The 22,500-nt window shown below is 58.9% G+C and carries 18 protein-coding genes and 3 pseudogenes; 10 read left to right on the top strand and 11 right to left on the bottom strand.

Annotated elements, in window-relative coordinates:
* Positions 1 to 69: 69 nt before the first annotated feature.
* Entirely contained in the window at positions 70 to 801 is a 732-nt protein-coding gene (locus tag CIT37_RS03110) for an FRG domain-containing protein (protein WP_161966322.1), read from the bottom strand.
* A gap of 624 nt (positions 802 to 1,425) precedes the next feature.
* Here CIT37_RS03110 and CIT37_RS03115 point away from each other — a divergent pair.
* A complete protein-coding gene (locus CIT37_RS03115; protein ID WP_095424494.1) occupies positions 1,426 to 2,331 on the top strand; it encodes a DUF2971 domain-containing protein in 906 nt (301 codons plus the stop codon).
* Between the two features lie 468 nt (positions 2,332 to 2,799).
* On the opposite strand, the gene CIT37_RS03120 is transcribed toward CIT37_RS03115, so the two are convergent.
* Together CIT37_RS03120 and CIT37_RS03125 are read right to left on the bottom strand one after the other, a co-directional pair.
* Positions 2,800 to 4,113: a recombinase family protein gene (locus CIT37_RS03120; RefSeq protein WP_095424496.1), complete on the bottom strand. Its 1,314-nt coding sequence runs from the start codon at positions 4,111 to 4,113 to the stop codon at positions 2,800 to 2,802.
* Positions 4,110 to 4,559: a DUF2924 domain-containing protein gene (locus CIT37_RS03125; RefSeq protein WP_095424531.1), complete on the bottom strand. Its 450-nt coding sequence runs from the start codon at positions 4,557 to 4,559 to the stop codon at positions 4,110 to 4,112. Before CIT37_RS03125 ends, CIT37_RS03120 begins: the two co-directional genes overlap by 4 nt.
* Positions 4,560 to 4,849: 290 nt before the next feature.
* On the opposite strand from CIT37_RS03125, the gene CIT37_RS03130 reads away from it, so the two are divergent.
* Together CIT37_RS03130 and CIT37_RS03135 are read left to right on the top strand one after the other, a co-directional pair.
* On the top strand, positions 4,850 to 5,782 hold the full coding sequence (locus CIT37_RS03130) for a hypothetical protein (protein ID WP_152036319.1): 933 nt from the start codon (positions 4,850 to 4,852) through the stop codon (positions 5,780 to 5,782).
* Between the two features lie 109 nt (positions 5,783 to 5,891).
* Complete coding sequence (locus CIT37_RS03135) at positions 5,892 to 8,387, top strand: phage/plasmid primase, P4 family (protein WP_161966323.1); 2,496 nt, start codon at positions 5,892 to 5,894, stop codon at positions 8,385 to 8,387.
* 542 nt (positions 8,388 to 8,929) lie between these two features.
* Here the strand turns inward: CIT37_RS03135 and CIT37_RS03140 are convergent.
* The 3 genes and pseudogenes from CIT37_RS03140 to CIT37_RS03150 all read right to left on the bottom strand — a co-directional run bounded on the left by CIT37_RS03140 (position 8,930) and on the right by CIT37_RS03150 (position 13,022).
* Positions 8,930 to 9,544, bottom strand: a complete 615-nt coding sequence (locus CIT37_RS03140; RefSeq protein ID WP_095424500.1) for a 3-keto-disaccharide hydrolase — start codon at positions 9,542 to 9,544, stop codon at positions 8,930 to 8,932.
* A gap of 335 nt (positions 9,545 to 9,879) precedes the next feature.
* Positions 9,880 to 10,998 carry an amidinotransferase gene (locus CIT37_RS03145; RefSeq protein ID WP_038951250.1) on the bottom strand — a complete coding sequence of 373 codons (1,119 nt, stop codon included), beginning with the start codon at positions 10,996 to 10,998 and terminating at the stop codon, positions 9,880 to 9,882.
* A 233-nt stretch (positions 10,999 to 11,231) separates the two neighbouring features.
* Positions 11,232 to 13,022 (bottom strand): annotated as a pseudogene (locus CIT37_RS03150) (adenylate/guanylate cyclase domain-containing protein).
* Between the two features lie 248 nt (positions 13,023 to 13,270).
* Between CIT37_RS03150 and CIT37_RS03155 the strand changes: the two are divergent.
* Complete coding sequence (locus CIT37_RS03155; protein WP_152036320.1) at positions 13,271 to 14,266, top strand: ABC transporter substrate-binding protein; 996 nt, start codon at positions 13,271 to 13,273, stop codon at positions 14,264 to 14,266.
* Positions 14,267 to 14,554: 288 nt separating this feature from the next.
* Positions 14,555 to 15,064, top strand: coding sequence for a cupin domain-containing protein (locus CIT37_RS03160; RefSeq protein WP_174719451.1), 510 nt, complete (start codon positions 14,555 to 14,557; stop codon positions 15,062 to 15,064).
* 154 nt (positions 15,065 to 15,218) lie between these two features.
* Here CIT37_RS03160 and CIT37_RS03165 read toward each other — a convergent pair whose 3' ends face one another.
* From CIT37_RS03165 to ligD, 5 genes and pseudogenes are all read right to left on the bottom strand, one after another.
* On the bottom strand, positions 15,219 to 16,181 hold the full coding sequence (locus tag CIT37_RS03165; RefSeq protein ID WP_161966324.1) for an ABC transporter substrate-binding protein: 963 nt from the start codon (positions 16,179 to 16,181) through the stop codon (positions 15,219 to 15,221).
* 202 nt (positions 16,182 to 16,383) lie between these two features.
* A pseudogene (locus CIT37_RS03170) lies at positions 16,384 to 16,590 on the bottom strand (DUF3606 domain-containing protein).
* A gap of 1 nt (position 16,591) precedes the next feature.
* On the bottom strand, positions 16,592 to 16,846 hold the full coding sequence (locus CIT37_RS03175) for a hypothetical protein (protein ID WP_038973263.1): 255 nt from the start codon (positions 16,844 to 16,846) through the stop codon (positions 16,592 to 16,594).
* Between the two features lie 70 nt (positions 16,847 to 16,916).
* A complete protein-coding gene (locus CIT37_RS03180) occupies positions 16,917 to 17,222 on the bottom strand; it encodes a hypothetical protein (protein WP_095424503.1) in 306 nt (101 codons plus the stop codon).
* A 40-nt stretch (positions 17,223 to 17,262) separates the two neighbouring features.
* Entirely contained in the window at positions 17,263 to 18,123 is an 861-nt protein-coding gene (gene ligD / locus CIT37_RS03185) for a non-homologous end-joining DNA ligase (protein WP_435521329.1), read from the bottom strand.
* Positions 18,124 to 18,420: 297 nt separating this feature from the next.
* Between ligD and CIT37_RS03190 the strand changes: the two genes are divergently transcribed.
* From CIT37_RS03190 to CIT37_RS03210, 5 genes and pseudogenes are all read left to right on the top strand, one after another.
* Positions 18,421 to 18,696, top strand: coding sequence for a hypothetical protein (locus CIT37_RS03190; RefSeq protein WP_038973260.1), 276 nt, complete (start codon positions 18,421 to 18,423; stop codon positions 18,694 to 18,696).
* Positions 18,697 to 20,385 carry a DNA polymerase/3'-5' exonuclease PolX gene (locus tag CIT37_RS03195; protein WP_095424504.1) on the top strand — a complete coding sequence of 563 codons (1,689 nt, stop codon included), beginning with the start codon at positions 18,697 to 18,699 and terminating at the stop codon, positions 20,383 to 20,385.
* 38 nt (positions 20,386 to 20,423) lie between these two features.
* The gene (locus CIT37_RS03200; RefSeq protein WP_312015360.1) at positions 20,424 to 20,948 is read left to right on the top strand and encodes an MOSC domain-containing protein; all 525 of its coding nucleotides are present in this window, start codon (positions 20,424 to 20,426) and stop codon (positions 20,946 to 20,948) included.
* Positions 20,949 to 20,960: 12 nt separating this feature from the next.
* Positions 20,961 to 21,125, top strand: a pseudogene (locus CIT37_RS03205) (non-homologous end-joining DNA ligase); the annotation flags it as partial.
* A gap of 412 nt (positions 21,126 to 21,537) precedes the next feature.
* On the top strand, positions 21,538 to 22,494 hold the full coding sequence (locus CIT37_RS03210) for a DUF3618 domain-containing protein (protein ID WP_095424505.1): 957 nt from the start codon (positions 21,538 to 21,540) through the stop codon (positions 22,492 to 22,494).
* The last annotated feature ends 6 nt before the right edge of the window (positions 22,495 to 22,500 follow it).

The following is a 22,500-nucleotide window of genomic DNA, read 5'->3' on the forward strand; positions in this document are numbered from 1 at the left end:
GGCCGCCTTCATCACGAACTACATAGCGAAAACTCGGACCAGAATCCACAATACTGGACAATCTCGCAATTAGTTGTCGCTTCTCGATTGCCATCGACGGAGTACGTCTGCCGCGATATTGTCCCGAGTGGGCATCAGCGCGGCGCGAGACATCTGCTCGCGTTCTAATATTTCTTTCAGCCCGCCTACGTGCTCGTGAGACATGGCGATCTTTCGGAGAATAACATCAGTCGCATTAGATTGGACTACAAAGTCCTCCACCGGAAATCGCGTCCCATCGTTCTGCATAAAGTGAATTCCCGAATGCGCCAGTGTGGTGAAAAGACCTGACTGGGCCGTAAGATATTCGTTGTCGCCGGCCGGCGGCTTCACTACCGATAACGTTGGGTCGAGCCGCGGAGCCCCGTGAGGTCCGTTAGGAAATTGCATTCCAGCAACGCTCACCCGCGAAGCTTTTTCACGGTGCAAAGCCCAAAATACGATGCTCTCGTTTGTCTTAGGTGAGAAAAGATGCTCGACCGAGAAAAATGCAGCCGCCATAGGGTTTGCAGTCCAATCAAGATATCGAGTTGGAATGCCGTGATGCTGGGCCAAAGCAATCATCGGGGGAAGATCGGAGTAAATCGAAAACTCGTCGCCTAAGAGAGGAAAATGCGCAAACCAAAGCCAGTTCGGAGAGACCGCCGGTTCAGGCGGCAAATTCAACAGCGGAATTGACAACCCAAGATCATTGCACCCTAGCCCAAAGTCCCAAATGGGTAGCAGTTCAGAAGTTGTAGAGATCGCAAGCTGCTTCGCCAACTCCGTGTCGTTCGGCCCGAACACCGCGGGGCCGGTCAGATAGTTAGTGGGGGGCCAACTCCATATGAGCTGTTGCGCTGGATTGGATGCCTCGAATCTCTTCTGAGCCTCACGCCTTGCCGCAGAGATGACCGCATTAGGACGCCACGCGGAAGGTAATAGCTTCCAGGCTGATTCGGCGTGTCCTCGATACACCCACGGGCAGTGGCCATTATCCCACCAGACTGAATTCGACCGTCGTATCGCTGCAACAAATTCGTCTGCCGATTCAGCCCTCCAGCTATCTATGCCAGGCGCCTCACGGGTCCAGTTTATCTCCCCCATTGATTGGGCTCGCTCTTCGCGCGTTGCAATCTTGACTTGTTAAGAACATACTGAGCACATGCCAGCTGATCAATATGAGTAATCCAAAGCCCCACACCTCCGCGCGGCCTCCGCTTTCGGACGCGACGACTTTAGAGTCTGCTGTCGATCGGGCTATGGCGGTGACGCTCGCGAGGCGGTAAGTCGCTGCTGACCGAAAACGAATTCGAAGAAGCGCAAGTCTCGTAAGGTTACGTGCGTGGCGTCAAGCATGCCCGCTTCAACACGTAAACAGAATAACCTGCCTGAGAACTAGTGGTCATGATCGACAACGCCGATAACGAAGCAGTACGGGACGCCGCTCTTTTCGCGGCAACGAACACGGGCTTGTTCCCACAAGCGAACACCTCCCTCTTTAGGTATGTGGGAATACGAGGCAATGCGTGGGAATTCATCGAAAAAACCTTGTTAACCGATACCCTCCCGTTGTCGCGAGCCACGACGCTGAACGATCCCTTTGACACCAATCCTGTCATAGTCAACGACGTAGTGACGTCAGATATCTTCGGCTTCGCAGAGGAAATGCTGCGTCAACAAGGCCAAATTTTCGATTTAGAGAAGGTGGTCAACGAGCAAGGGCAGCGCGTATCAAAGAAAGAACTGGAAGAGCGGGCCACGTCTCTTATCCACTCCCTCTTCAAGCAGCGGAATGAAATATGTCACATCGCATCATTCACTCGGCGGATATCATCAGAGCTTCAGTGGAGCCACTACGGGGATAGTTACAAAGGGCTCGCATACCATTTCGTTACCCGGCCTTCCCACAACAGCGGATTCAAGCTGGCGCGGCCGGTTCGCTATTCACTACAGCGTCCGATTATTTTGCTGAGCGAGATGATGGACCACATAAGTACATTTCAGTCAGGTGGTGGCTTCACTCTAAGGTGGCTATCGTTCGAACAGCGCTGCTTTTTAACAAAGTCCATGGAATGGGCTTATGAAGAGGAGCAAAGGATCATCAAGCAAGGAGGAATTTCCGAGATTTCCTTCCAGGATCGGGAGCTTGTTTCAATAATTGTAGGCCCTCGATTTCCACAAGATCACCTTGAAAGATTGAAGGCGATTCTCGCAAAACGTCAGCGGCCTCTCAAATTGTTCCGCGCACAATCCTCACCTACAAGCTATGCAGTCGAAGTAGACTGGCATAACAATCTCTTCTTGAGTTAGACGCCCAACCCGCATGCCGGCCGCAATATCGGGCGAGCTTTCTTTAATTACTTCATTGACCGAAATGAGTGCGCTGCGCCGCCCAGTCCCCAGGGAATGGCGTCAGCAACGATTTCAGCTCAAGTGTTTTGCTTTGTCGACCGTCCAATATGGACTGGACTAGATCCGGAGCGAGTAAGGTAAGGCGGAGCACTCGGCAGACGTAGGACTCGTTGACAGCTTCGCGCTTGGAAAGTTCTGCTGCGGAAGCATAGCATCCAGTCTCGATGAGTCGCCGCCATCGGTGCGCTTTCGCGAGAGCAGTAATCAGGCTGTTGCTCGGTCGCAATCGAGGTGAGGTCCAAGCCTCTACACCGGCTGGAACTACAATTTGCTTCCGTCCGCCGCTCTGCCGGAAATCAACCGGAATGCTAACGACTAGCTCGCGTCCATCGCGGCTGAGCCGCGCATTCGGTTTGGATATGGTTGTCACGCCGCCTCCGCAATAGACCCGTTGCCCTTGAGATCCGCGATCAGCGAGGCGAAGCCGTCCACCCGAAGGTGCACATCAACCTTTGCAGTGTCGACGACCACCTTAGCTGCAATAAGCTGGAGGATGCGGGATTGTTCGGCAGGGAATAACTCGCCCCACACCTGGTCAAAATCGACGAGGGCGTCGCGGACCCATCCCTCAGTGGCCCCGGGCATGTGGATGCGCATTTGCTTCCAGGTCGCGACAATCAACTCGGGCGACGCGAGTACGCGCCGGACTTGGTCGACAACGATGTCCTCGATCTCGCCTGCCGGGACGCGGAAGGCCGCGCCGGATGCAGCCGCGCCTTTGATGGTCTGCTGGCTGACGTAGTAGCGGTATAGCTTTCCTCGGCGCCGAGTATGCGTTGGGGACATCGCCACGCCCGCGCCATCGAAAATCAGGCCCTTGAGCAGGGCAGGGGTCTGCGCCCGGTGCTTTGCGGCACGCTTACGAGGGCTTTCCTGAAGAATGGAGTGCACCTGGTCCCAAAGCTTGCGTTCGATGATCGCATCGTGCTCGCCGGGATACGCGGTACCCTTGTGTACGGCATCTCCAATGTAGGTCCGGTTGTTGAGCATCTTGTAAAGCACGCTCTTATCGATGGCCTGGCCATAGCGATTGCGGACGTCCTTCTGCTTGAGCTCTCGGGCGAGGAGGGTGGCTGAGCCTAAGGTCACAAACCTGCGGAAGATCCACCGGACAGTCTCCGCATTCTGGTCATTGATCACCAGTTTCCGATTTTTGACCTCGTAGCCGAATGGGGCCCAACCGCCCATCCACATGCCCTTCTTGCGAGACGCCGCGAACTTGTCGCGAATGCGCTCGCCGGTGACCTCGCGCTCGAACTGGGCAAAGGACAGCAAGATGTTGAGCGTCAGGCGCCCCATAGACGTCGTGGTGTTGAAGGCCTGCGTGACAGAGACAAAGGTAACGGTGCGTCGGTCGAACGCTTCCACAAGCTTGGCAAAGTCCATCAGTGACCGCGATAGCCGGTCGATCTTGTAGACCACGACGACGTCGACCTTGCCGGCCTCGATGTCGGCCAGCAAGCGCTTGAGGGCGGGTCGCTCCAGCGTGCCACCAGAGAAACCACCGTCGTCATAGTGATCGGGAACGAGAAGCCAACCTTCCTGCTTGTGGCTTGCGACGTAGGCTTCGCATGCCTCTCGCTGGGCCTCCAGGGAGTTGAACTCCATGTTCAGGCCTTCCTCGCTGGACTTGCGGGTGTAGACCGCGCAGCGCAGCTTGCGCATAACCGGCTTGCTCATACGGACGCCCGCTGGCTCTTCAGGCCGAAGAACACCAAGCCATTCCACCGCGTGCCCGTGATGGCTCTGGCGACCGCAGAAAGCGATTTGTACGGCCTGCCCTGGTACTCGAAGTCGGCGTCGCGGACCGTCACCCGGTGCTCGACACCCTTCCACTCCCGAATGAGGCGGGTGCCGCTGACGGGCCGGTCAGAATTTTTGTGCCGAATGGGCTTGCTGCCCTTGGCCGGCAGGTCGGCCGCCAGGGCTTCCAGCCGCCGGACGGTGTCGGTTGACAGTCCACCGTAAGCCAGCTCCTGGATACGGTACGCCAACCGGCTTTCGAGGAAACGGCGGTTGTAGGGAGGCGGCTCCGAGCCGAACAGCTCGCGCCAGCGCGCCTTCAGCGTGCCCACGGGGGCGCTCTTAAGAGCCGAAATCTGCGCCAAAACGCCGCCGCTAGCCATCTGCCGTTCTCCTTTCCAAAGGCGCGGCATGTCCGCTCTGGTCAGGCGAGATGTCGAGTGAAACATCTCCCGTGTGGTCGGAAAATCCGCTTGCCTTTCGGGCCTGGATCCGGCTGAGGCCGAGCGCCAAAAGCTCGGCGATTTCGGCAATTCGGTCGTCGGCGGAAGGAATGTGTGGAGATCCTGTGATCATCCGCACTGTTTGGAGATGATTCGGGAAGGTGTCCGGCGGTCAACCCCACCCGTTATGGGGTAGGTTTACAGAATCGATTCCCAGTCTGCGGACGAACATGTCTAACCATCACTTTGCGCCAGCGCCTGACGCAGAAATCAAGCCGAAGGGCCCGCAACATGCACTTGAAGGAGCAGCAGCCTTACTGGCGCCCTTCAAACGCCGGCTCGAGGCGCATGCGCCAGCGGATGCACGAGAGGCGATGGCGGCACAGGATCCACGCCTTTTGGCCTCTGCGGAAGTCCATAGCTTGGCGGAGGACCTCAATAGTGCGCTGTATCGGGCTCGTCAGGCACCAAGGGTCAAGGATGTGGTGGCCGAGCTCGGCCGAGCCCGAGATCTTCTTCGGGAAGCCAATTCGGCGATTGTCTCTCTCGGGGGATGGTCCCGCTTCCATCTTCGAACGCCTTCCGAACTTTATGACGATGGTGTCGAGCCTTGCTGGCTGCCTTCCTACGAAGACGGAAATGCCGGTGAATTCGTTGGACTAGCCTCGCGCATAGCCGATCAGATGAACGAGGTTGTCGACATGCTGCAAAAGGTGTTTGGCGACGGTCAGATCGCTGACCGCGGCGGTGCTCAAAATTATGAAGACCGATTTCTCGGCCCGGTGAAGAACAGGTTCATTCGGGAGGCCTTCGATGTGTTCGATGCCTATCACCCAGGAAGCGCGAGCTCGTCAGACGGCTCGCCGTTTTTCTGCTTCGTACACAAGGTCTTTGAGTTTGCGACCGGGGAGCATGACGAAGATAAGATGGCCCTCGGATATAAGTTGCGAGAGCTGATTAGCGCGCTGCACGGTTTTAGCCGAGCAAAGGCTGAGTATTGGAGCATTGAGCTGATGCTCAACTCCGGCGACCAAGACGATCCAACCAGGGGCGATCTCGAAAGGCGCCAAAGGGAAGCGAAGAAGCAGATGGAGCTGCACCAAAGGAAGCTCGTCCCAGCCCTCGCTCAAAAAGGCCGACCCCCTCAAAAAACCGGCAAGTAGGCCGCGGGCGCGAATCATCCGGGTAACGGCCTTCTTCGACCTCGTTTACGAGGTGGAAGGAAGCACAATGGATAGCCGGGAACGGGAGCGGTCTGGACAACCCCGCGGCATGAAGGCCGCGGCCCTGGCGTACGCTGCCAAGGGCTGGCCGGTTTTCCCGTGTCATCCCGAGACTAAGCAGCCGCTCGTCAAGGGAGACGCGGAGCCGGCCACCGGCAAAGCCATCCCGGGGTCTGGCGGTCTCAAGAAGGCAACTACAGACAAGGCGCAGATTGAAGCTTGGTGGCGAAAGTATCCCAACGCGATGATCGGGGTGCCGACAGGCGCGACCATTGGCGCCTTCGTGGTCGATATCGACGCCGGAACTGATAGCAAAACAGGCGAGGTTTATGACGCCGCGGCAATCCTCGGTCGCCTCGAAGCCGCGCTTGGCTGCCCGCTGCCGCCGACACGGGCCTGCCGCACTCCGCGCGGCGGTTTGCATCTGTACTTTGGATTGCCAGAGGGCGGCGGGGCGATGCCACGTAATCGTGCCGGCATCTTGAAGAGGGTCGATGTGAGAGGGGAGGGCGGATATGTCATTGTTCCTCCTTCACTGCGGTCAGACGGCGCCGACTATGTTTGGCAGAGCGAGGAGGATGCTGCCGAGGCCTGCGCTCCCGCCGAACTACTGCGCTTCTTGGCGACACCAGCTCGACGCGATAGTTTCCCCCAGACCGCCAGAGCATCGGCTAAGGAGGCCTACGGGCTAAAGGCCCTCGCCGATGAAATCAGTGTCTTGCGAAACGCGGCTGATGGCACTCGCAATGATACGCTTTTTCATAGCTCCATAAAGCTGGCGCAACTTGCAGCCTCGGGACATCTTGATGAGCTTTTGGCCCGCTCCTCCCTGGAAGCGGTCGCTCGGCAATGGCCAAACATTGAAAAGTCAGAAACGACAATCGCCTCCGGCTTTGCTCGTGGTCTCGCGGAACCGAGGTCAGTCCCGGCGCGGGCAGCCAGAAATCGACCGGCTGAGCGGATTGCTGTCGTCGCGCCGACGGCACGGAAGATCGCCGCCTCTACCCTCGAGCGCCTCGGACTGGATGAGGATCACCAGCTCCAGCTCGACAGAGAACTCGCTCAGTGCCCCCTGACTGACCTGGGAAACGCGGAGCGTCTTGCTCGCCGTATGCAGGATCGGCTGATGGCGGTCCCGACGCGGGGGTGGTTTCGATGGGACGGCTGGCGTTGGACGATGAACGGCGCAGAGGACGCGGCGCGAATTGCGGCGCAGTACGTGGCGCGGTCGATCCAGCGCGAAGCGGATGCGCTCTCCAGAAGTGACGAAGACGCGATCGTCGAAGTTCGCTCTCCTGGTGCAAAATGTGAGCGGGAGATCAGGTTATCCGACAAGCTGAGGGATTGGGGCAGAGAGACAGAAAACGATCGGCATTTGACCGCATTGCGCAAGCAGGCCGAGCCGATGATGGCGGTCGATCAGGCGCGGCTCGATGCGGATCCGATGAAGATCAACACAAAAAACGGGACGCTTGAGGTCAATCGCAGCTGCGCAGACGAGGATCCGATCAGCTTTTATCCTCATGATCCCGCCGATCTAATCACAAAGGTCATCGATGCCGAATACGAGGCAAGCGCGACGTGTCCAGTGTATGACGCCTTCCTGAAGAAGGTTCAGCCCTCATCTAAAGTGCAGCGCTTCCTGCACCAATGGGCTGGCCTCGGTCTGACCGGCGACACGTCAGAACAAAAGCTGCTGTTCTTCTGGGGAAAGGGACGCAACGGCAAGACGACGTTGGTGGAGGCGTGGGCGTCGATTTATGGCGACTATGCGTGCTCGCTTGCGGTTGAAACTTTCATGGACAATGGCAGGGGGCGCAGCGGAGGCCAGGCGACGCCGGATCTCGCGCTCCTGCCGGGGATCCGGTTCGTTCATACTGACGAGCCGGCGCGCAACGCGCGTCTGTCGGAAAGCCATGTAAAGCTTCTGACAGGAGGCGATACCATCCAAGCCCGTGAGCTGAACAAGGGCTTTTTCAGCTTCAAGCCGCAGTTCAAGTTGACGATGTCGGGCAACTACCGGCCGAAGGTGGACGGTGGTGAGGCGTCTCAGGGGACGTGGCGCCGCCTGATCATGGTCCGGTGGGCGATTACGGTTCCGGAGCAAGACGTTGATCGGCAGCTATCGACGAAGCTCAAGGCCGAAGCCTCGGGCATCTTAAATCGATTACTTGATGGCCTTCGCGATTGGATCGACCGTGGCCTTCTCGTCCCCGATGAGATCAAGGAGACGACGGAGGAGTACCGCAGTGATAGCGACGTTCTTGGTCGCTTCCTCCAAGAATGCACTATGCGGGCGGAGGGCCAGCGTCTGTCCAACGCAGAGCTCCATAACCTGTTTGTAGTTTGGAGCAGAAAGAATGGTGAGCGGCCGTGGACAAAGAAGAGTTTAACCAGCGCGATGAAGGAGCGAGATTACGAGCAGTCCCGAGGGGAGGAGCGCTATTGGAAGGACATCGTGGCCACCAAATCGGCGGGTGACTTTGCGGTTGGCGCCGCGGCTGAGGACGATTTAGACGGCGACGAAGCGGAAAACGACAGTTGAAAGTGTCGGGGAATGCGAGAGTCCAGGAAGTGTCGAGGCTAAAGAAGCCCGAGAAAACTGAGGCTTCCCGACAGTTTCGACACTTTAGACACTTCTTTGCACATAACTCCCTAAGCGCGCGCCCGCGCGCGCAGGAAGGACTAGCTCAGGACACCGAAGTGTCGGGCAGGTTCGGTGTCAACCGGCGTCAACCTTGTCAACCGTGTCAACCTAACTTTTGGAGTGCTCCGGCTGGCGATACTGAGGGGTGCGAATTACCCGCGGTCGGGCGGATAGCCAGAGGGACCCGTGAAACAAAGAAGTCGACCGCGATGAAGCGATCGATCGGCTGGAGCAGCAGAGCTTAAGGAACGCAATCAATAGGGGCGTGGCGGTGCCTAACACGCTTGGTAGCCCATCGTCGAGGCGCCGCACCGGGCCGGTTCTGTCTCAATAGCGGACCTGTCGTGACAGCGGGGCATGGGCAGCTTGTGACCCTTAGGCGACATTCGCCTACTCGAAATTCGCGGTGCAGCAGTCTCGTGCCGTCGCGCAAACCCGCCTTACAAAGGCTTGATCTCTACTTTACGGAATTTGATCGTTCCCGCGCCGTGTTGCAGGGCGATCGAGCCTTCATCGAACATTCCGTTCCGCAGTTCGGCTGTTTTCTGACCGTTGAGCACGACCGTGATGTCGCGCCCCTTCGCCGTGATCTCGAATGTGTTCCATTTGCCGCCGGCTTTCGGCTTCGGATTGATCTCGATGTAACGTGTGATCGCGCCGGTGCCGTAACTTGGATCGGGCCGCTGGTCAAAGATATTTGCTTCGTAGCAGGTACGGTCGGTGATCTTCTTGGCATCGAGGCAGCGGAAGTAAATGCCGCTGTTTGCATCATCGCTCGGCCAGAATTCGATGCGCAGCACGAAGTCCTTGTACGGCTTCTTGCTAACGAGATAACCGGCCTCCTTGTCTTCCATCTTGTCGGCAATCACCGTGCCGTCCGCCAGATGCCAATTGGACTTCCCGATCTGATCCCATTGTTCGAGGTCTTTGCCATCGAACAGCGTGATCCAGCCGGCTTCCTCAGCTTTAGCCTGCGGCAGCGACTGGCTCACGGTGAAACCCAAGGCGACGAGTGCAAGAGCGAATTGCAAAGAACGGAGTGACGTCTTTCGCATGATTGACTCCTCCTGGCCGGTCCGCCGATTGTCCTTCCGGTCGGCAGTCTTGATGATAAGGCCTTGCGTAAATTCTGGCTAGGCTCGTCCCTCACGCATTCAACGAAGATACGGGAGGCATCGATGGACTAAGGCTCCCTATGCTGAAGTTGGCGATGCGCAGGAGTCGCTCGTTACCTTCGATGAGGTGCCCCTTGGAGCGACGAGGCACTGAAGCTGTGCGACCGCAGCATGCTCGTCGTGGACGCACTGCGCTGCCCATCGCGACGTAACGCATAAAGCCGGTCTGTCACCACTTAGGCAGAACGGTGCGACGAGACGTGTTGGAAGTCGGTTCAAAAATAGCTCTTCAATGTGCCGCGCCGTCGGACGTCGAGTGTGGCGCAGTGGAAGCCGCCACCAAATGCGGCATAATGTAAGAACTCACAGAGAATCGGTTCGAATCCCCAATTCTCCAACGCACGCGTCATCGCAATATGATGTGGATCTACGATGACGCGTTTCTCATCTACCATCAGTACGTTCATGTTGAGCCATTTCCCGCATAGCGAAGTGATCCTGAGCATAGGATCGGTTATCGGGTCGGGCTCGGGGGCCACGAGGATGTCCCATCCTTTCAAGATGGCCGGAAGGTGGTCGACGTCTATGTATTCGGGATTAATCAGAATCTTGCCGGGCCCAAGCGGCAATATGGTGGTGTCGATGTGCATTGGATTGGGACAGCAGCTCTTAATCTCATGGATGCGATAACCGTCGCCAAGGTGGCGACGCAGCCATTCGATACCAGATGCATTCGTGACGTTGCTGCGGGTCACGAATAGGTCGCGCCCGCAGCGAAAGAAGTCGGCGGCGTCAAAGACCGGCTCGAATTCGGTGAGGATGTATGAGATCGGCTCGCCTTTTTTAGGGACGCGGAATTCTGGATCGAACAATTCGTCCGTCAGTTGCGGTCTGGGCGCGCTCGTCCACCGCGCGCCACGTTGGAAATAGTCTTTCAGAATCGGACGATAGGAATGCGTCTCGAAGTACCGACAGGGCCAAACCATTGGGGTTTCAATGATCTCGTCGCCGATCACGAGCATGCTGTCACGCGGGCAGGAATTGCAGAAGCCGCGCGAGGACCATTCCGGCGTGCTGAAACGTTTCCTGTGATCGACGGCGTCCGGCCGCCTTACGATGATACCCAGCGACTGTAGCAGCGCCACAAAGCCATCAATCTCACGCTGAGCCGGTTCGATCATGATCTTTGGGTAACGGAAGCCTGCGAACAGCGCCTGGGCACGCGCCGCCATGCCCGGAATGTTGCAGGTCACAACCGGATGATCGGACGGGATAACCGCGCCCTCAAGCCTTCCGACTATCACTTCCTCCAGCATGCCCCACTCGTCGTGTGAGCTCACCGGAGAAACTTGGCCCGATGGGACGGCATCCGGACCGCGAACGCGTGTGACCATGTCCATGCATGAGGCCCTCTGTGCGCTACAACAGCCGCAGGTCCCGGGAGTTCCAGAGATCCGACCGCGGTCGCGGGGTCGAGTCGCAAATCCTTGGTGTCGCCTGATGGCCGGTGGCTGACCTCAGCCCGGAGCGCGGCGATGTCCGCTTCCGAGAGATAGCCCCACCAAGGGCATGCTGGCTAACGAGGGCAGCCTTTGACCCGAAACAGACATGACCGTATCGCGGTCGCTTACCCCTCCGGCACCCCGGCCACGCGCATGCCCTCATAGACGCGCGCGCGCCCGGCGAGGTATACCGGATGGTCACTTACGGCGAAGGCACGGAAGCGGCGGATGTTGAAGTTCGGATCAAGCGTAAGTCCTGCTTGTACGGCAGCCCGCGCTTGGTCTAGCGCGCCGAGACGCGCCAAAGCAGCCGCAAGACAGAAATGCACGACGGCGTAGTTCCGGTTTGCGTCGAGGCACCGGCGCAGTCAGACGACAGCTTCGGCATCAAGGTTGAGCTGCATCTTGGCGAAGCCGACCCAAGCCATCCATCGGGATCCCAAGGTATCGCGAGGAGAAAGGCGGAATGCCTCTTGAACGTGTATTTCGGTTTCCTCGCCACGGCCGAGAAAATACTTGGCAAAACCGATGAGCGGATGGGCGTTGGCAAAATTTCGATCCAGCGCCAACGTCTGCTCAAATTCACGGATGCCTTGATCCGCTCGTTTCGTAAACATTTGCACGCAGCCCAAGGTCAGATGGGCCAAAGCGTGGTTCGGCGCGAGGGAAAGTGCTTTGATCGAGGCCGACTCGGCTGCCGCAAACCGCGCGGTCCCGTCGTCGCTCATAGATAGTGCTCCAATCGTGGCATCGACACTCGCCACGCCGACCAATGCCTCGACGTTGCGGGGATCGAGCTCCAAGGCACGCTCAAAAAACCCACGTGCTTGCGTCAAGTGTTCGGGGGCGACCCCCTTGTAAAGGTAAGCCCTGCCCAGGAACACCAAGTCCATTGCATCAGGATGTAACGTGCGCTCGGCGCGTGTTGCCTCAGCCGCAACGAGCTGGGCTCTAAGCATGTTGGCAATCCTCGATACGATTTCGTCCTGCATATCGAAGAGGTCGGCGACCGGCTTGTCGAACCGCTCCGCCCATAAGTGATTGCCGGTTCGAACATCGATCAGCTCCACGTTCACCCTCAATCGCTTGCCACCTCGCTGCACAGAGCCTTCGAGCACATAGCGGACGTTTAACTCCCGCCCAACCTGCTTCACATCGACGGCCTTGCCCTTAAAAGTGAACGCGGTGTTGCGGGCGATGACGAATGAGCCGCTGATGCGGGACAAGTCAGTGGTCAAGCTTTCGGTTACACCATCCACGAAGTAATCTTGCTCGGGATCGCCGCCGAGGTTGGCGAACGGCAGCACAACGATGGAAAGATGAGGCGGTGAAAGCGGGCCTGGCACCGCGCGCGTGGTCTCTATCGCCGAGCTTGGCCCATCCCGGATGACTGCGTAGGCCCGGACCGGGCGAGCGATATTTTTGAGATTCTGCTCACCAAGATCAGCAAATTCAATTGCGACCTTGCCGCGGACATGATCATAGACGGCAGACGAGATGCAGATTCCGCCCGGTTCTGTAATGCTCTCAAGACGAGCGGCAATATTCACGCCGTCCCCAAAGATATCGTGCGGTTCGACAATTACGTCGCCAATATTGATGCCCACGCGGAAAGCAATACGCGTGTCCTCCACGTCGGCGATTGTCAGTTCAAGAATGCGGGTCTGGAACTGCATAGCAGCCCGAACCGCTTCGACCGCGCTCGGAAACTCCGCCAAGAACCCGTCGCCGGTGTTCTTGACGATGCGGCCGCCGTGCTCCGCAATCGCGGGTTCGACACTGCCCGCGAGGAGCGCTTTCAGTTTGGCGTGCGTAGCCTCTTCGTCGCTGTGCATCAGCCGCGAGTAACCAGCCACGTCAGCGGCCAATATTGCGGCTAACCTGCGCTCGAATCGGACCGGCCGCTCCTGCACCATGGCTCTCAACCCAACCGACGAGATATTGTACGACGGATCGGGTGACCGGGCCATACCGCTAATGTCGCCTAATGGCCCATCGCTGCCCAGCGGAATGCTTGTTGGGGCGTCGGCTGTCGGGTGTGGAGCGGAAACTGATTGCAGCGGTCCGGACCGCCGATTTTGACCCTGAGCAGACATTTTTCTAGCCACGCATTGACTCAGTATGCTTTGATCGGCCGAGAAATGTGGTCATCGGGATAAAGACCATGCGAAGGCGAGACCTTCTCACAGGCGTACTGGCCACGGCAACGGCGAGCGCATTGCAGGCCGCCGAAAGAAATAAGGTGGTCTATCGTCTCGCCGTTTGCAGCCAGTTCGGATTGGAAAGCTTCACGACGACCCACTGGGCGATCCTATTTAATCGATTGCCTCAGATGGGGTTCACCGAGGGCAAGAATCTGATCGTGGATCGATTTTCGACCGAGGGCCGACCTGAACGGTATGAAGAGATTGCTTGGAGCATGGTGCAAGCAAAGCCTGACGTGATAGCGCTTGGGTTCGATCATCAGCTCATCTTACAGGTCGCAAGATACACAACTACGATTCCCATCGTTGCAAGTTTTGGTGATCCGGTGGCTGCTGGAATTGTAAAGAACATGGCAAGGCCAGAGGGCAACATCACCGGCGTTTCGTTAGACGCTGGAATCGAGATGCAAGGAAAACATTTGGAAATTCTTCGGCGGGCTGTCCCTTCAGCATCGCAGGTTGCATATCTCTCGGACCGCGCAGGATGGGAAGGGAGTTGGGGCAAGGCGGTCAGAGAAGCAGGACAGCGGTCGGGAGCTACAATCATAGGTGCGCCGATGGAGCTTTCGGCAGGAGAGACGGAGTACCGCCAAACCTTCAGGACCATGGCGCAACAATCGGTTCAAGCGCTTATGGTTAGCGGACTTCCGCCGAATTCCGAGCACCGTGAGTTGATACTTGAACTGGCGACGCAACATCGGCTGCCGTCGATTACTTGGTGGACGGACATCGCCGAAAGCAAACAAGTGCTTTTGGCTTATGCGCCGGACTGGCCGTACTATTTCGGGATTTGGGCGGATGAAGTCGGCCAAGCTCTCAACGGCGTCGCACCGGCGGACATTCCAATTCATCAGCCCACGAAGCTTGTGCTTGCAATCAACCTGAGAACCGCGAAGACACTTGGCCTTGAGGTGCCTGCCACATTGATCTCTAGTGCGGATATGGTCATCGAATAGGGTATGCTGCACCGCATGAGTCCGTCAGCGGCCCATCTGCGAAGTTGCGCCGCGTCTGACGGAGGTCCGCTCATCGCGGCGAACCGGACCAGATTTGCTCAACCTGAGTTCTTCCTATTTTGACGCGGACGTGGCGCACACCGTCCTAGCTACGTCCGTTTTCGGCCGGTAGGCCACGCACCCGAGGCCGCGGCCAAGTTTTGCCTTCTCCCCCGTTGCGGACCAGTCTGGATAGACAAGCGTCTCCTACGGTGTGCCGCTGCGAACGTATAATAGACAGATGAGAGGTTGCTGCGTTCAATTTGCTTGCTGATCAGAGAACGCTGGCAATTCCAGCGCGAATGCGGGCGTCAACCCGCGCAGTTCCAAAGGGAGGACAACGAAATGCGTCAATCGCTGACGTTACGCGCTGCCATTGCGTTAGCTTTCACGGCTTCCGCCCACATCGCATTCGCGGAAGATGCCCCGAAGGACAACCAAGGATACACCACCCCTAAGACCGTCGTCATCGACCTCGGCAAGGAAATTCCAAGTATGGCAGGGTGGCAACTGAGGCTGCGTGTTTTGAACATCGCGCCGGGCGGACACATCGGGTTGCACAACCACAAGGACCGGCCCGCGGTTGTCTATTTCCATCAAGGGACGGATGCCGTCACAAACGAAGACGGCAGTTCAAAAACATTCCACCCAGGCGACACCACGGCTGAGGGTGTCAGTACAGTGCATTGGCATAAAAACACCGGCGATGATGCTGTGGTGATTTATACTGCCGACTTGATCAAAGTACCGGCGAAATAGCAGTAAAAGGGGACGCAGCCCACTTCCGCTTCTGGCCCGTAGCCGAAAGTGGCCTAAACGCGCGTCATGTCCGGCTTCAGGGGCAAACCGGACTACGGTCTGACTTGGCATCTGCCGCCGCTTTTGACCCGAAGCGGACTTTCGGTGCCTCAATCTACTCGATCACTCTGTCTGCCAACAGGAGCACTTGCTCCGGGACGGCCAAATGCAACGCTTTGGCCGTTTGGAGATTGATCACGAACTGAAACTTCGTCGGTTGCTCAACCGGCAAGTCCGCTGCATTCGCACCTTTTAGGATGCGGTCCACGTGATCGGCCGCTAAAACAAATAGAGCCTTGATGTCCGGCCCGTAAGCCATCAACCCACCCAGGTCCGGGTAATTGGTGACCTGATATACTGTCGGCAGGCGGTACTTAAGTGCGATTGATGGCAACGACGGCCGCGGCGGGTCCGCAAGTACGTAGACGATTTCGCACTCCGCGGCCTGCATGTCGGCGAACGCCTTTTCGACGTCCTCGGGGTTGGGCGCAACGAACCGTTGGGCTGAAATGCCGATGACGCCCGCCGACCTGGCCGCTACGTCGGCCAAAGCCGGATGCGTCGGGTTGTTTGAAGTGAGTACACCGATTTTCCGGACCTTGGGAAACAGAAGGCGAATAATGTCGAGCGTCTTCGCTGTGAGATCACCGAACATATTCGCAACGCCGGTGATATTACCACCGGGCTTGGCAAAACTTCTGACGAAGCCAGAGCCGATCGGATCGGTGGCTGGCGCCATGATGATCGGAGTCGTCGAGGTCGCTCGTTGTGCAGCTGCAATAGCAGGCGTCGCTTCGGCAATTATGATGTCCGGCTTTAGTGCAACGAGATCCTCGACTAATTTCGGTAACAGCGCGTAGTGTCCCTTCGCTTCGCGCAGTTCGAATATAAGGTCCTTTCCCTCCCGATATCCTTTGGCTTCCAAAGCTTCTCTGAACCAGCCGATGATCCGGTCGCCTTGTCCGGAGGTAACCAGCGCGACGCGCCATGGCTGCGATCGCTGGGCGTGCACCACGGCGCCAATGGCAACTAAAGAAGCTGTCGTAAGCAAGGCACGACGCGTTACTGAACGAGCCATGTGTCTCTCCTTGAGTTCGCACTGCGAGGTTAGCACGGGCGGATTCTTCAAAGAATATGGTCTCGCTTGCTGCGGCACGTGAGTCCGGAACTGGCCCTCAGGCGACCTTCCGCAATGCCCCATGCTTTGTCCGCTAGTGAGTCATTGCAGACGTTAGCTTGTTTCGGCTACAGGACGCCGAGCAACCTGCAGGGCTGACCGCCTACACATGGTTTTCCGGCCGGATCTCCTGAGCGGCCGAGAGGCTATTCGACGCTCGGGAATTGCCCACTTTCTTGACGGCCTTCTTCACCGCCGAGGCCGAGCGGCGGGTTTTCTTCGCTTCCTAACGGACTGCATCTTCCTGTCCCTTGGGTACGCGTGCCCGGTCCTGCTTGCGTCCGCGAGCTGTCTTCTTCGCTACCGCCATCCTATGCGAACTGATGACGATACAACGCCGCAAGGATTCGCAGGTTCAGCATCAGCTCTCGCACGCGGCTCGATGCCCAAAAGGTGGCAGCATCCGTTGAATAACAGACCGTCCCGGCTATTACGCCCTCATCCCATCTCGACGCGTGTTGGCGGTACATCCACGCCCACTGGGGACTACATTCGATGATTTGGTCGTTGAGACCATCGTGAACGTGGCACGGCATATCGGGATCGAACGTGTCCATCGACTTCATGCCGGATGTCCAATTGACTTCCTTCGCCGACTGAGAAGCTCTTAGCCCTGGATGTCGTCCTGGGATCGTCTCATTCCATCCGAGCCTTGTCATTCAGATCGCGGATCCGGGCTTCGGCTTCTTCCCTCGAAGTCACGATCTCCGATTCATCCGGCATGCGCGCGATTGCACTGAGCCTCTTGAGCTCATCGACTTGTTCTTTTGTGGGCTTTTCCACTTTCCAATCCTTGAGGGCCTGCACAACGGCTTCGTCGTCGAGCACATCCAGCAGATTGTTTATGGTTTGCTCGCAATCTCTGGGGCCGGGCTCGACATGCCGGGCCAAAATGCCTTGTGCGTCTTCCAAGGCCTTCGCCACTCGCTGTTCCGGATCCATGACCGGTACTCCACTTACTTATAGGAAAACGCGGTTATGATCAGCGCGTTCCTTTGCTCAGCCCTTTGAACGAGCTGGCCCGCAGCAGACCTTCGGAGGTAATGTCACGGTACTCAATGTCGGCATAAAACTTGGGTTCGACCCACGTGGCCTTCGGCTTCCTGATGGTCTTGGTCAGCTTCTGTTTTGGGCTTACCACGGTGTCTAGCGCCTTGCGGATCTGCGCTGAGGTGGTTCGGCTCCATCCGGTCCCGACCTTTCCCATGTAGACTAGATCCTTGCCTTCCTTTTTGCCCAGATAGAGCGCGGCCACGCCGGATGGGTCCTTGATGAAGCCGACAACGGGAAACTTTCCCTTCTGAACGACCTTGATCTTCTGCCAAGCCTCCACCCGATCCGATCGGTATGGGGCATCCACGCGCTTGGAGACGATGCCTTCGTAATTCAGCTTGCTGGCTGCGGAGAACAGAGCCTGGCCGTCCCCTTCGTGGTGCTCGCTATAAAGGACGGGCTCCTTGAGGTCGTGCTCCTCGATCAGATCCTTGAGCAGCCTCTTTCGCTCGATTTGCGGCTCTTTCCGCAGATCTCTGCCGTCCAGCCAGAGCAGATCGAAAGCGAAGTATACCAATCGATCCTGATCACCTCTGCCAAGGTCTGCCTGCAGCTCGGAGAAGTTCGTCCGACCATTATGGATGACGACAACCTCGCCGTCGACGATGGCCTGTCCTTCGATACCGAAGGCGCCCGCAATCCTTGAGAACTTATTGACCCAATTGTAGCCGTTGCGGGTGTAGGCCCGGCGGTCGTCACCGTCGATCCGGAGCTGGATGCGGTAGCCATCGTATTTGACTTCGTGAATCCATTGGGATCCCGAAGGCGCCTTCAACTTCAGGGTCGCCAACTGGGGTCCAATGAACCCTGGCATTGTAGGGACTTCGGCCTTTTCGGCTCGAGGCTTTGTACGCTTTGCCACGCTACTCAACTCGCAAAAAACCCGCCGCCGGGTTGGAGCCGACGGCGGGCAGTCTACCTACCTCAATCAACGAGTCTCGCAACTTCGAAAGCGGCGAGGAGTTCCAGCGACCTCTCTGTTCGCAAGGTTTCGACTTTTGCGCCAGGCCCGACGGGCGCCGACCGGCGGTCCAGTCCTTCTCAGAACCCATCGAACTCTCGGCGAGAGCCGGCGTTTACTGACATCATGTCAGACGCATTCGACTATTTCCGCGCCTACGCCGTCCGAGCTCTCTGCAAAGCGAGAGCCCTGCCGCGGGGCAAGATGAAGCATCTGCAACTGGTGGCCGGTCGGATCTACAATCTCCTCAAGAAGGAGGCTGCCTACGGCCCGAATGTCCAGCACCTTGAGGACTTTCGCGCAGCCCAGAAGCTCGAGGCCTCTCTCGATCGGCCAAGTGACCGCTCCGGCGGTCGCCTTACTCCGGCGGCGCCGCAAAGCTCGGACCGGGAGGCTGGCTGAATGCCTTCGCTTGACGCGCGCGGTGTGGCAAGTCTCCTGCGAGAGTACGCGCAGCGCACTGCCTTGCGAGGCGGCAATCCCTATCGGGCGAAAGCCTACTCTAGGGCCGCCGACAGCCTGGTGGCCCTAGCCGTTCCTCTGGACGTGCTCGTCGCCGAACATCAACTTACTGATATCCCGGGCGTCGGCGACGCTATTGCCGACATCATCACCAAGGTTCACAAGACGGGCAGTCATCCCAGCCTCGAGAAGCTGCGGAAGGAGATTCCCGCGGGCGTGCTCGAGATGCTCGGTGTACCTGGCCTTCGTCCGGAGAAGGTGCTGCGCCTGTACAAGGATCTCGGCATCGGCTCGCTCTCGGAGTTGGAGGCCGCCGCCAAGGATGACCGCATCAAGAAGGCGAAAGGGTTTGGCGCCGCGCTTCAGACCAAGATCCTACAGAACCTTGCGATCGCCAAAAGCGGAGAAGGCCACCTCCACCTCCACCTCCACCGAGCCGCCGCGCTGCTCGCACATGCGAAGGACTCGATCCGCAAGTCCCGCCCCGAACTTAAGCGTGTGACAATCGCCGGCGATTTCCGCCGCGGCAACGAACTCGTCGGCGATCTCGCGATCGTTGCGGAGGCTGCCAAGCCGGACAAGTCATCGACGCCATCGGCCGACGGGCTGCAAATCCGAGTATCCGACCGCAACCACTTCGGCGCTGCTCTCCTCTTCGCGACAGGCTCCGCCACTCATATCGAACAACTCCGGGCTTTGGCGGCGGAGAAGGGAATGCGATTGGAGCCCGACGGCTTGCACAAGGGACGCACCCTGATCGCCGGCGAGGAGGAGGCGGAAATCTACCGCGCCCTCGGTCTGCCCTTCATCGACCCTGAGCTCCGGGAGGGCCGCGGCGAGATCGAGGTGGCTCTGAAAGGCAAGCTCCCGAAGCTCGTCACCGACCAGGACCTGCGCGGCATCCTTCACTGCCACACCGATGCCTCCGACGGCACCGAGACGCTGGAGACCATGGCCAAGGCCACGCGCCAGCGGGGCTTCGAGTATTTCGGCGTGGCCGACCATTCCAAGTCCGCCCACTATGCCGGCGGCCTCTCCGTCGAGCAGATAGCGCAGCAGCACCGGGAAGCCGACCGTCTGAACAAGCGCTTCGGCAAGGACTTCCGGATCCTCAAGGGTATCGAGTCCGACATCCTGGCGGACGGGTCGCTTGACTATGACGACGACGTTCTCGAGCGCTTCGATTTCGTGGTCGCCAGCATCCATGGGCGCTTCAAGCTGGATCGCAAGGCGCAGACGCAGCGCCTGCTTCGGGCTATTTCCGACCCTCACACCACGATCATCGGCCACATGACGGGGCGACAGCTCCAGCGGCGGCCGAGCTACGAAATCGACGTCGAAAAGGTACTGCGGGCCTGCGCCAAGCATGACGTTGTCGTCGAGATCAACGCCCATCCTTGGCGTCTAGATCTGGACTGGCGTTGGCACCAGGCGGCGCTGGAATTCGGCTGCATGCTGAGCATCAATCCGGACGCGCACTCGATTCCAGAGCTCGACCACATGCACTGGGGCGTCGAGATGGCCCGCAAGGGCGGGGTCTCTGCCGACCGGGTCCTGAACGCGATGACGCTTGCCGAGATCACGCGCTACTTCCGCCAGAAGCGGCGCTCGCTCGCCCGGGCGGCCTGATGTCAGAGGGGCACGATCTGGCGCTCGAGGGGAGGGTCGTGGCGGTCGCCGCCGATCGCGGGCACCACTTCAGCAAACCAACTCAGGACCGCATAATCCTGGTGGAAGGCCAGGGCGTCGAAGGCGACGCCCACGCCGGCCCGTTCGTCCGGCACCGCTATTTGGCACGCCGCGGGCCCCGCCAGCCCAATCTACGGCAGGTCCACCTGATCCCGTCCGAACTCTTCCCGTCTCTCCTCGAAGTTGGCTTCGAGGTTGGCGCCGGCGACCTCGGCGAGAACGTCACCACCGCGGGATTGGCCCTCGAACGGATGCCGCTCGGGACCCTGATCGAGCTCGGGCCGTCCGCGGTCGTCGAGCTGACGGGCCTCCGGACGCCCTGCGTGCTCATCGACCGCTTCCGAGCCGGCCTCAAGCGGCAGGTGTTCTCGTCGGCGGAAACGGGCCCTCCGTTCAAATCCGGGGTGCTGGGCGTGGTACGGGCCGGCGGGACGGTCGCGGCTGATGATATCGCGCGGGCTCGCGTCCCGTCTTCCCCGTTTCGGCCTCTGCCGGCCCTGTAGCGAGCCCCTGCCATGGCACGAAAATCGACCCTGCCCTACCGCCTGCAGCCCATGCTGGCCACGCTGACCGATTCACCGTTCGACGACCCCGATTGGGTCTTCGAGGACAAATTCGATGGTTTTCGTATGGTCGCGGAAATCCGGGGTGGTCGGGTCGCGCTCTACAGCCGCAACGGTGGACACGGTCATGGCGGCGGCCACGGGTGGGGGCACCGCGGCGGCCGTGGCCATCATTACGGGTGGGGAAGGGGCCGTGGCCATCACTATGGCTGGAGCCACCACCATCGTTGGTGAATCACAACCAGGGCCGCTCATAGCGGCCCTTTTTATTCGTAGGCCAGACGGCGAAAAGCCATCTCTGGCCCTACGCTAAATTGCTTGCTGACGTTCCTCGCGACCGCGTCTTTTCAGGCCGCGTCTTCTCCGCGGACATCTGGCAGGCAGCTTTATCGCTGTCGCCCGGCACTCCCCTCGCGTTTGAGCAAAAACCGTTTTTGTCGCCTCGGCAGGCTGCCAAGCGACACGAGGAACGATTCAAGAAAGCGTGAGTTCGATCTCAAATCTAAAGAAACACGAAAAGGGTAACGCGATGACACGATCCGTGGAGGAGTTGAGACGCGAGTCCGAGCGTAGCCGTGCGGAGCTGGCGGCGACGGTAGGTCGGTTGAAGGAGCAGATATCGGACACTGCTGACGACATTCGCCACAAAGTTTCGCCGCAGCACATCAAATCTGAAGTTACCGACTATGTCAGCCAAAAGACCCAGAGCTGGGTCGAAGGGCTTAAGCAACAGATCATGGACAATCCCATGCGCGCAGTGGCCGCGGGCGCCGCACTGGGTGTCCCGTTGCTCCGCTTGGTACGAGGCACGCCGCTGCCGCTTCTCATGATCGGGGCCGGGCTGGCCCTGACCTCGAAGACGGTGCGGAATCGCGCTGCGGACGCCTCCGGTCTAGTCATGGACAAGGCGGGGCGCCTGCTTGAGGAGGTGACGGAGGGCGCGCGATCCATGCCAGGCGACGTCAAGGAGACGCTATCCTTCGCCCAAAGCCGAGCGGCCGGCATGGCAGATGACGCTCAGAAGGCCGCTGGTCTCGCCGCTGATCTGCGGGCAAACGCGGCGCAGGCTGCCAGCTTCGCAAGTGAAAAGCTCAAGAGCGGCATGGACGCTGCCAAGGATGCCGCTGCGAGCGCGCCCGATCAGGCTCGGCAGACCATCGGCGACAATGCCGCGTTGATCGGGGGCTTAGGCATCGCGATCGGCGCCATCATTGCTGCGGCTCTTCCAGAGACCAAGGCTGAAGGCAAAGTGATGGGCGGAGCAAGCGATGGAGTGAGGCAGGCTGCGGCCGCCGCGATGCAATCCGGAGTCCAGGCAGCGAGAGACGCGACCACGACCGCGGCCGATGCTGCGACGCAAAAGGTCGCCGAGGCAGATCTCGGCAGCCATGCCAGCCGCGTGACGCAGAACATGGCTGACAAATTGAAGGAGGCTGCCGAGGACGTCGTCAAAGCTGCCTTTAGCCCCTCTCAACCCAACACTTGAAGGAAA

It is taken from the genome of Bradyrhizobium ottawaense (assembly GCF_002278135.3).
Classification (GTDB): Bacteria; Pseudomonadota; Alphaproteobacteria; order Rhizobiales; family Xanthobacteraceae; genus Bradyrhizobium; species Bradyrhizobium ottawaense.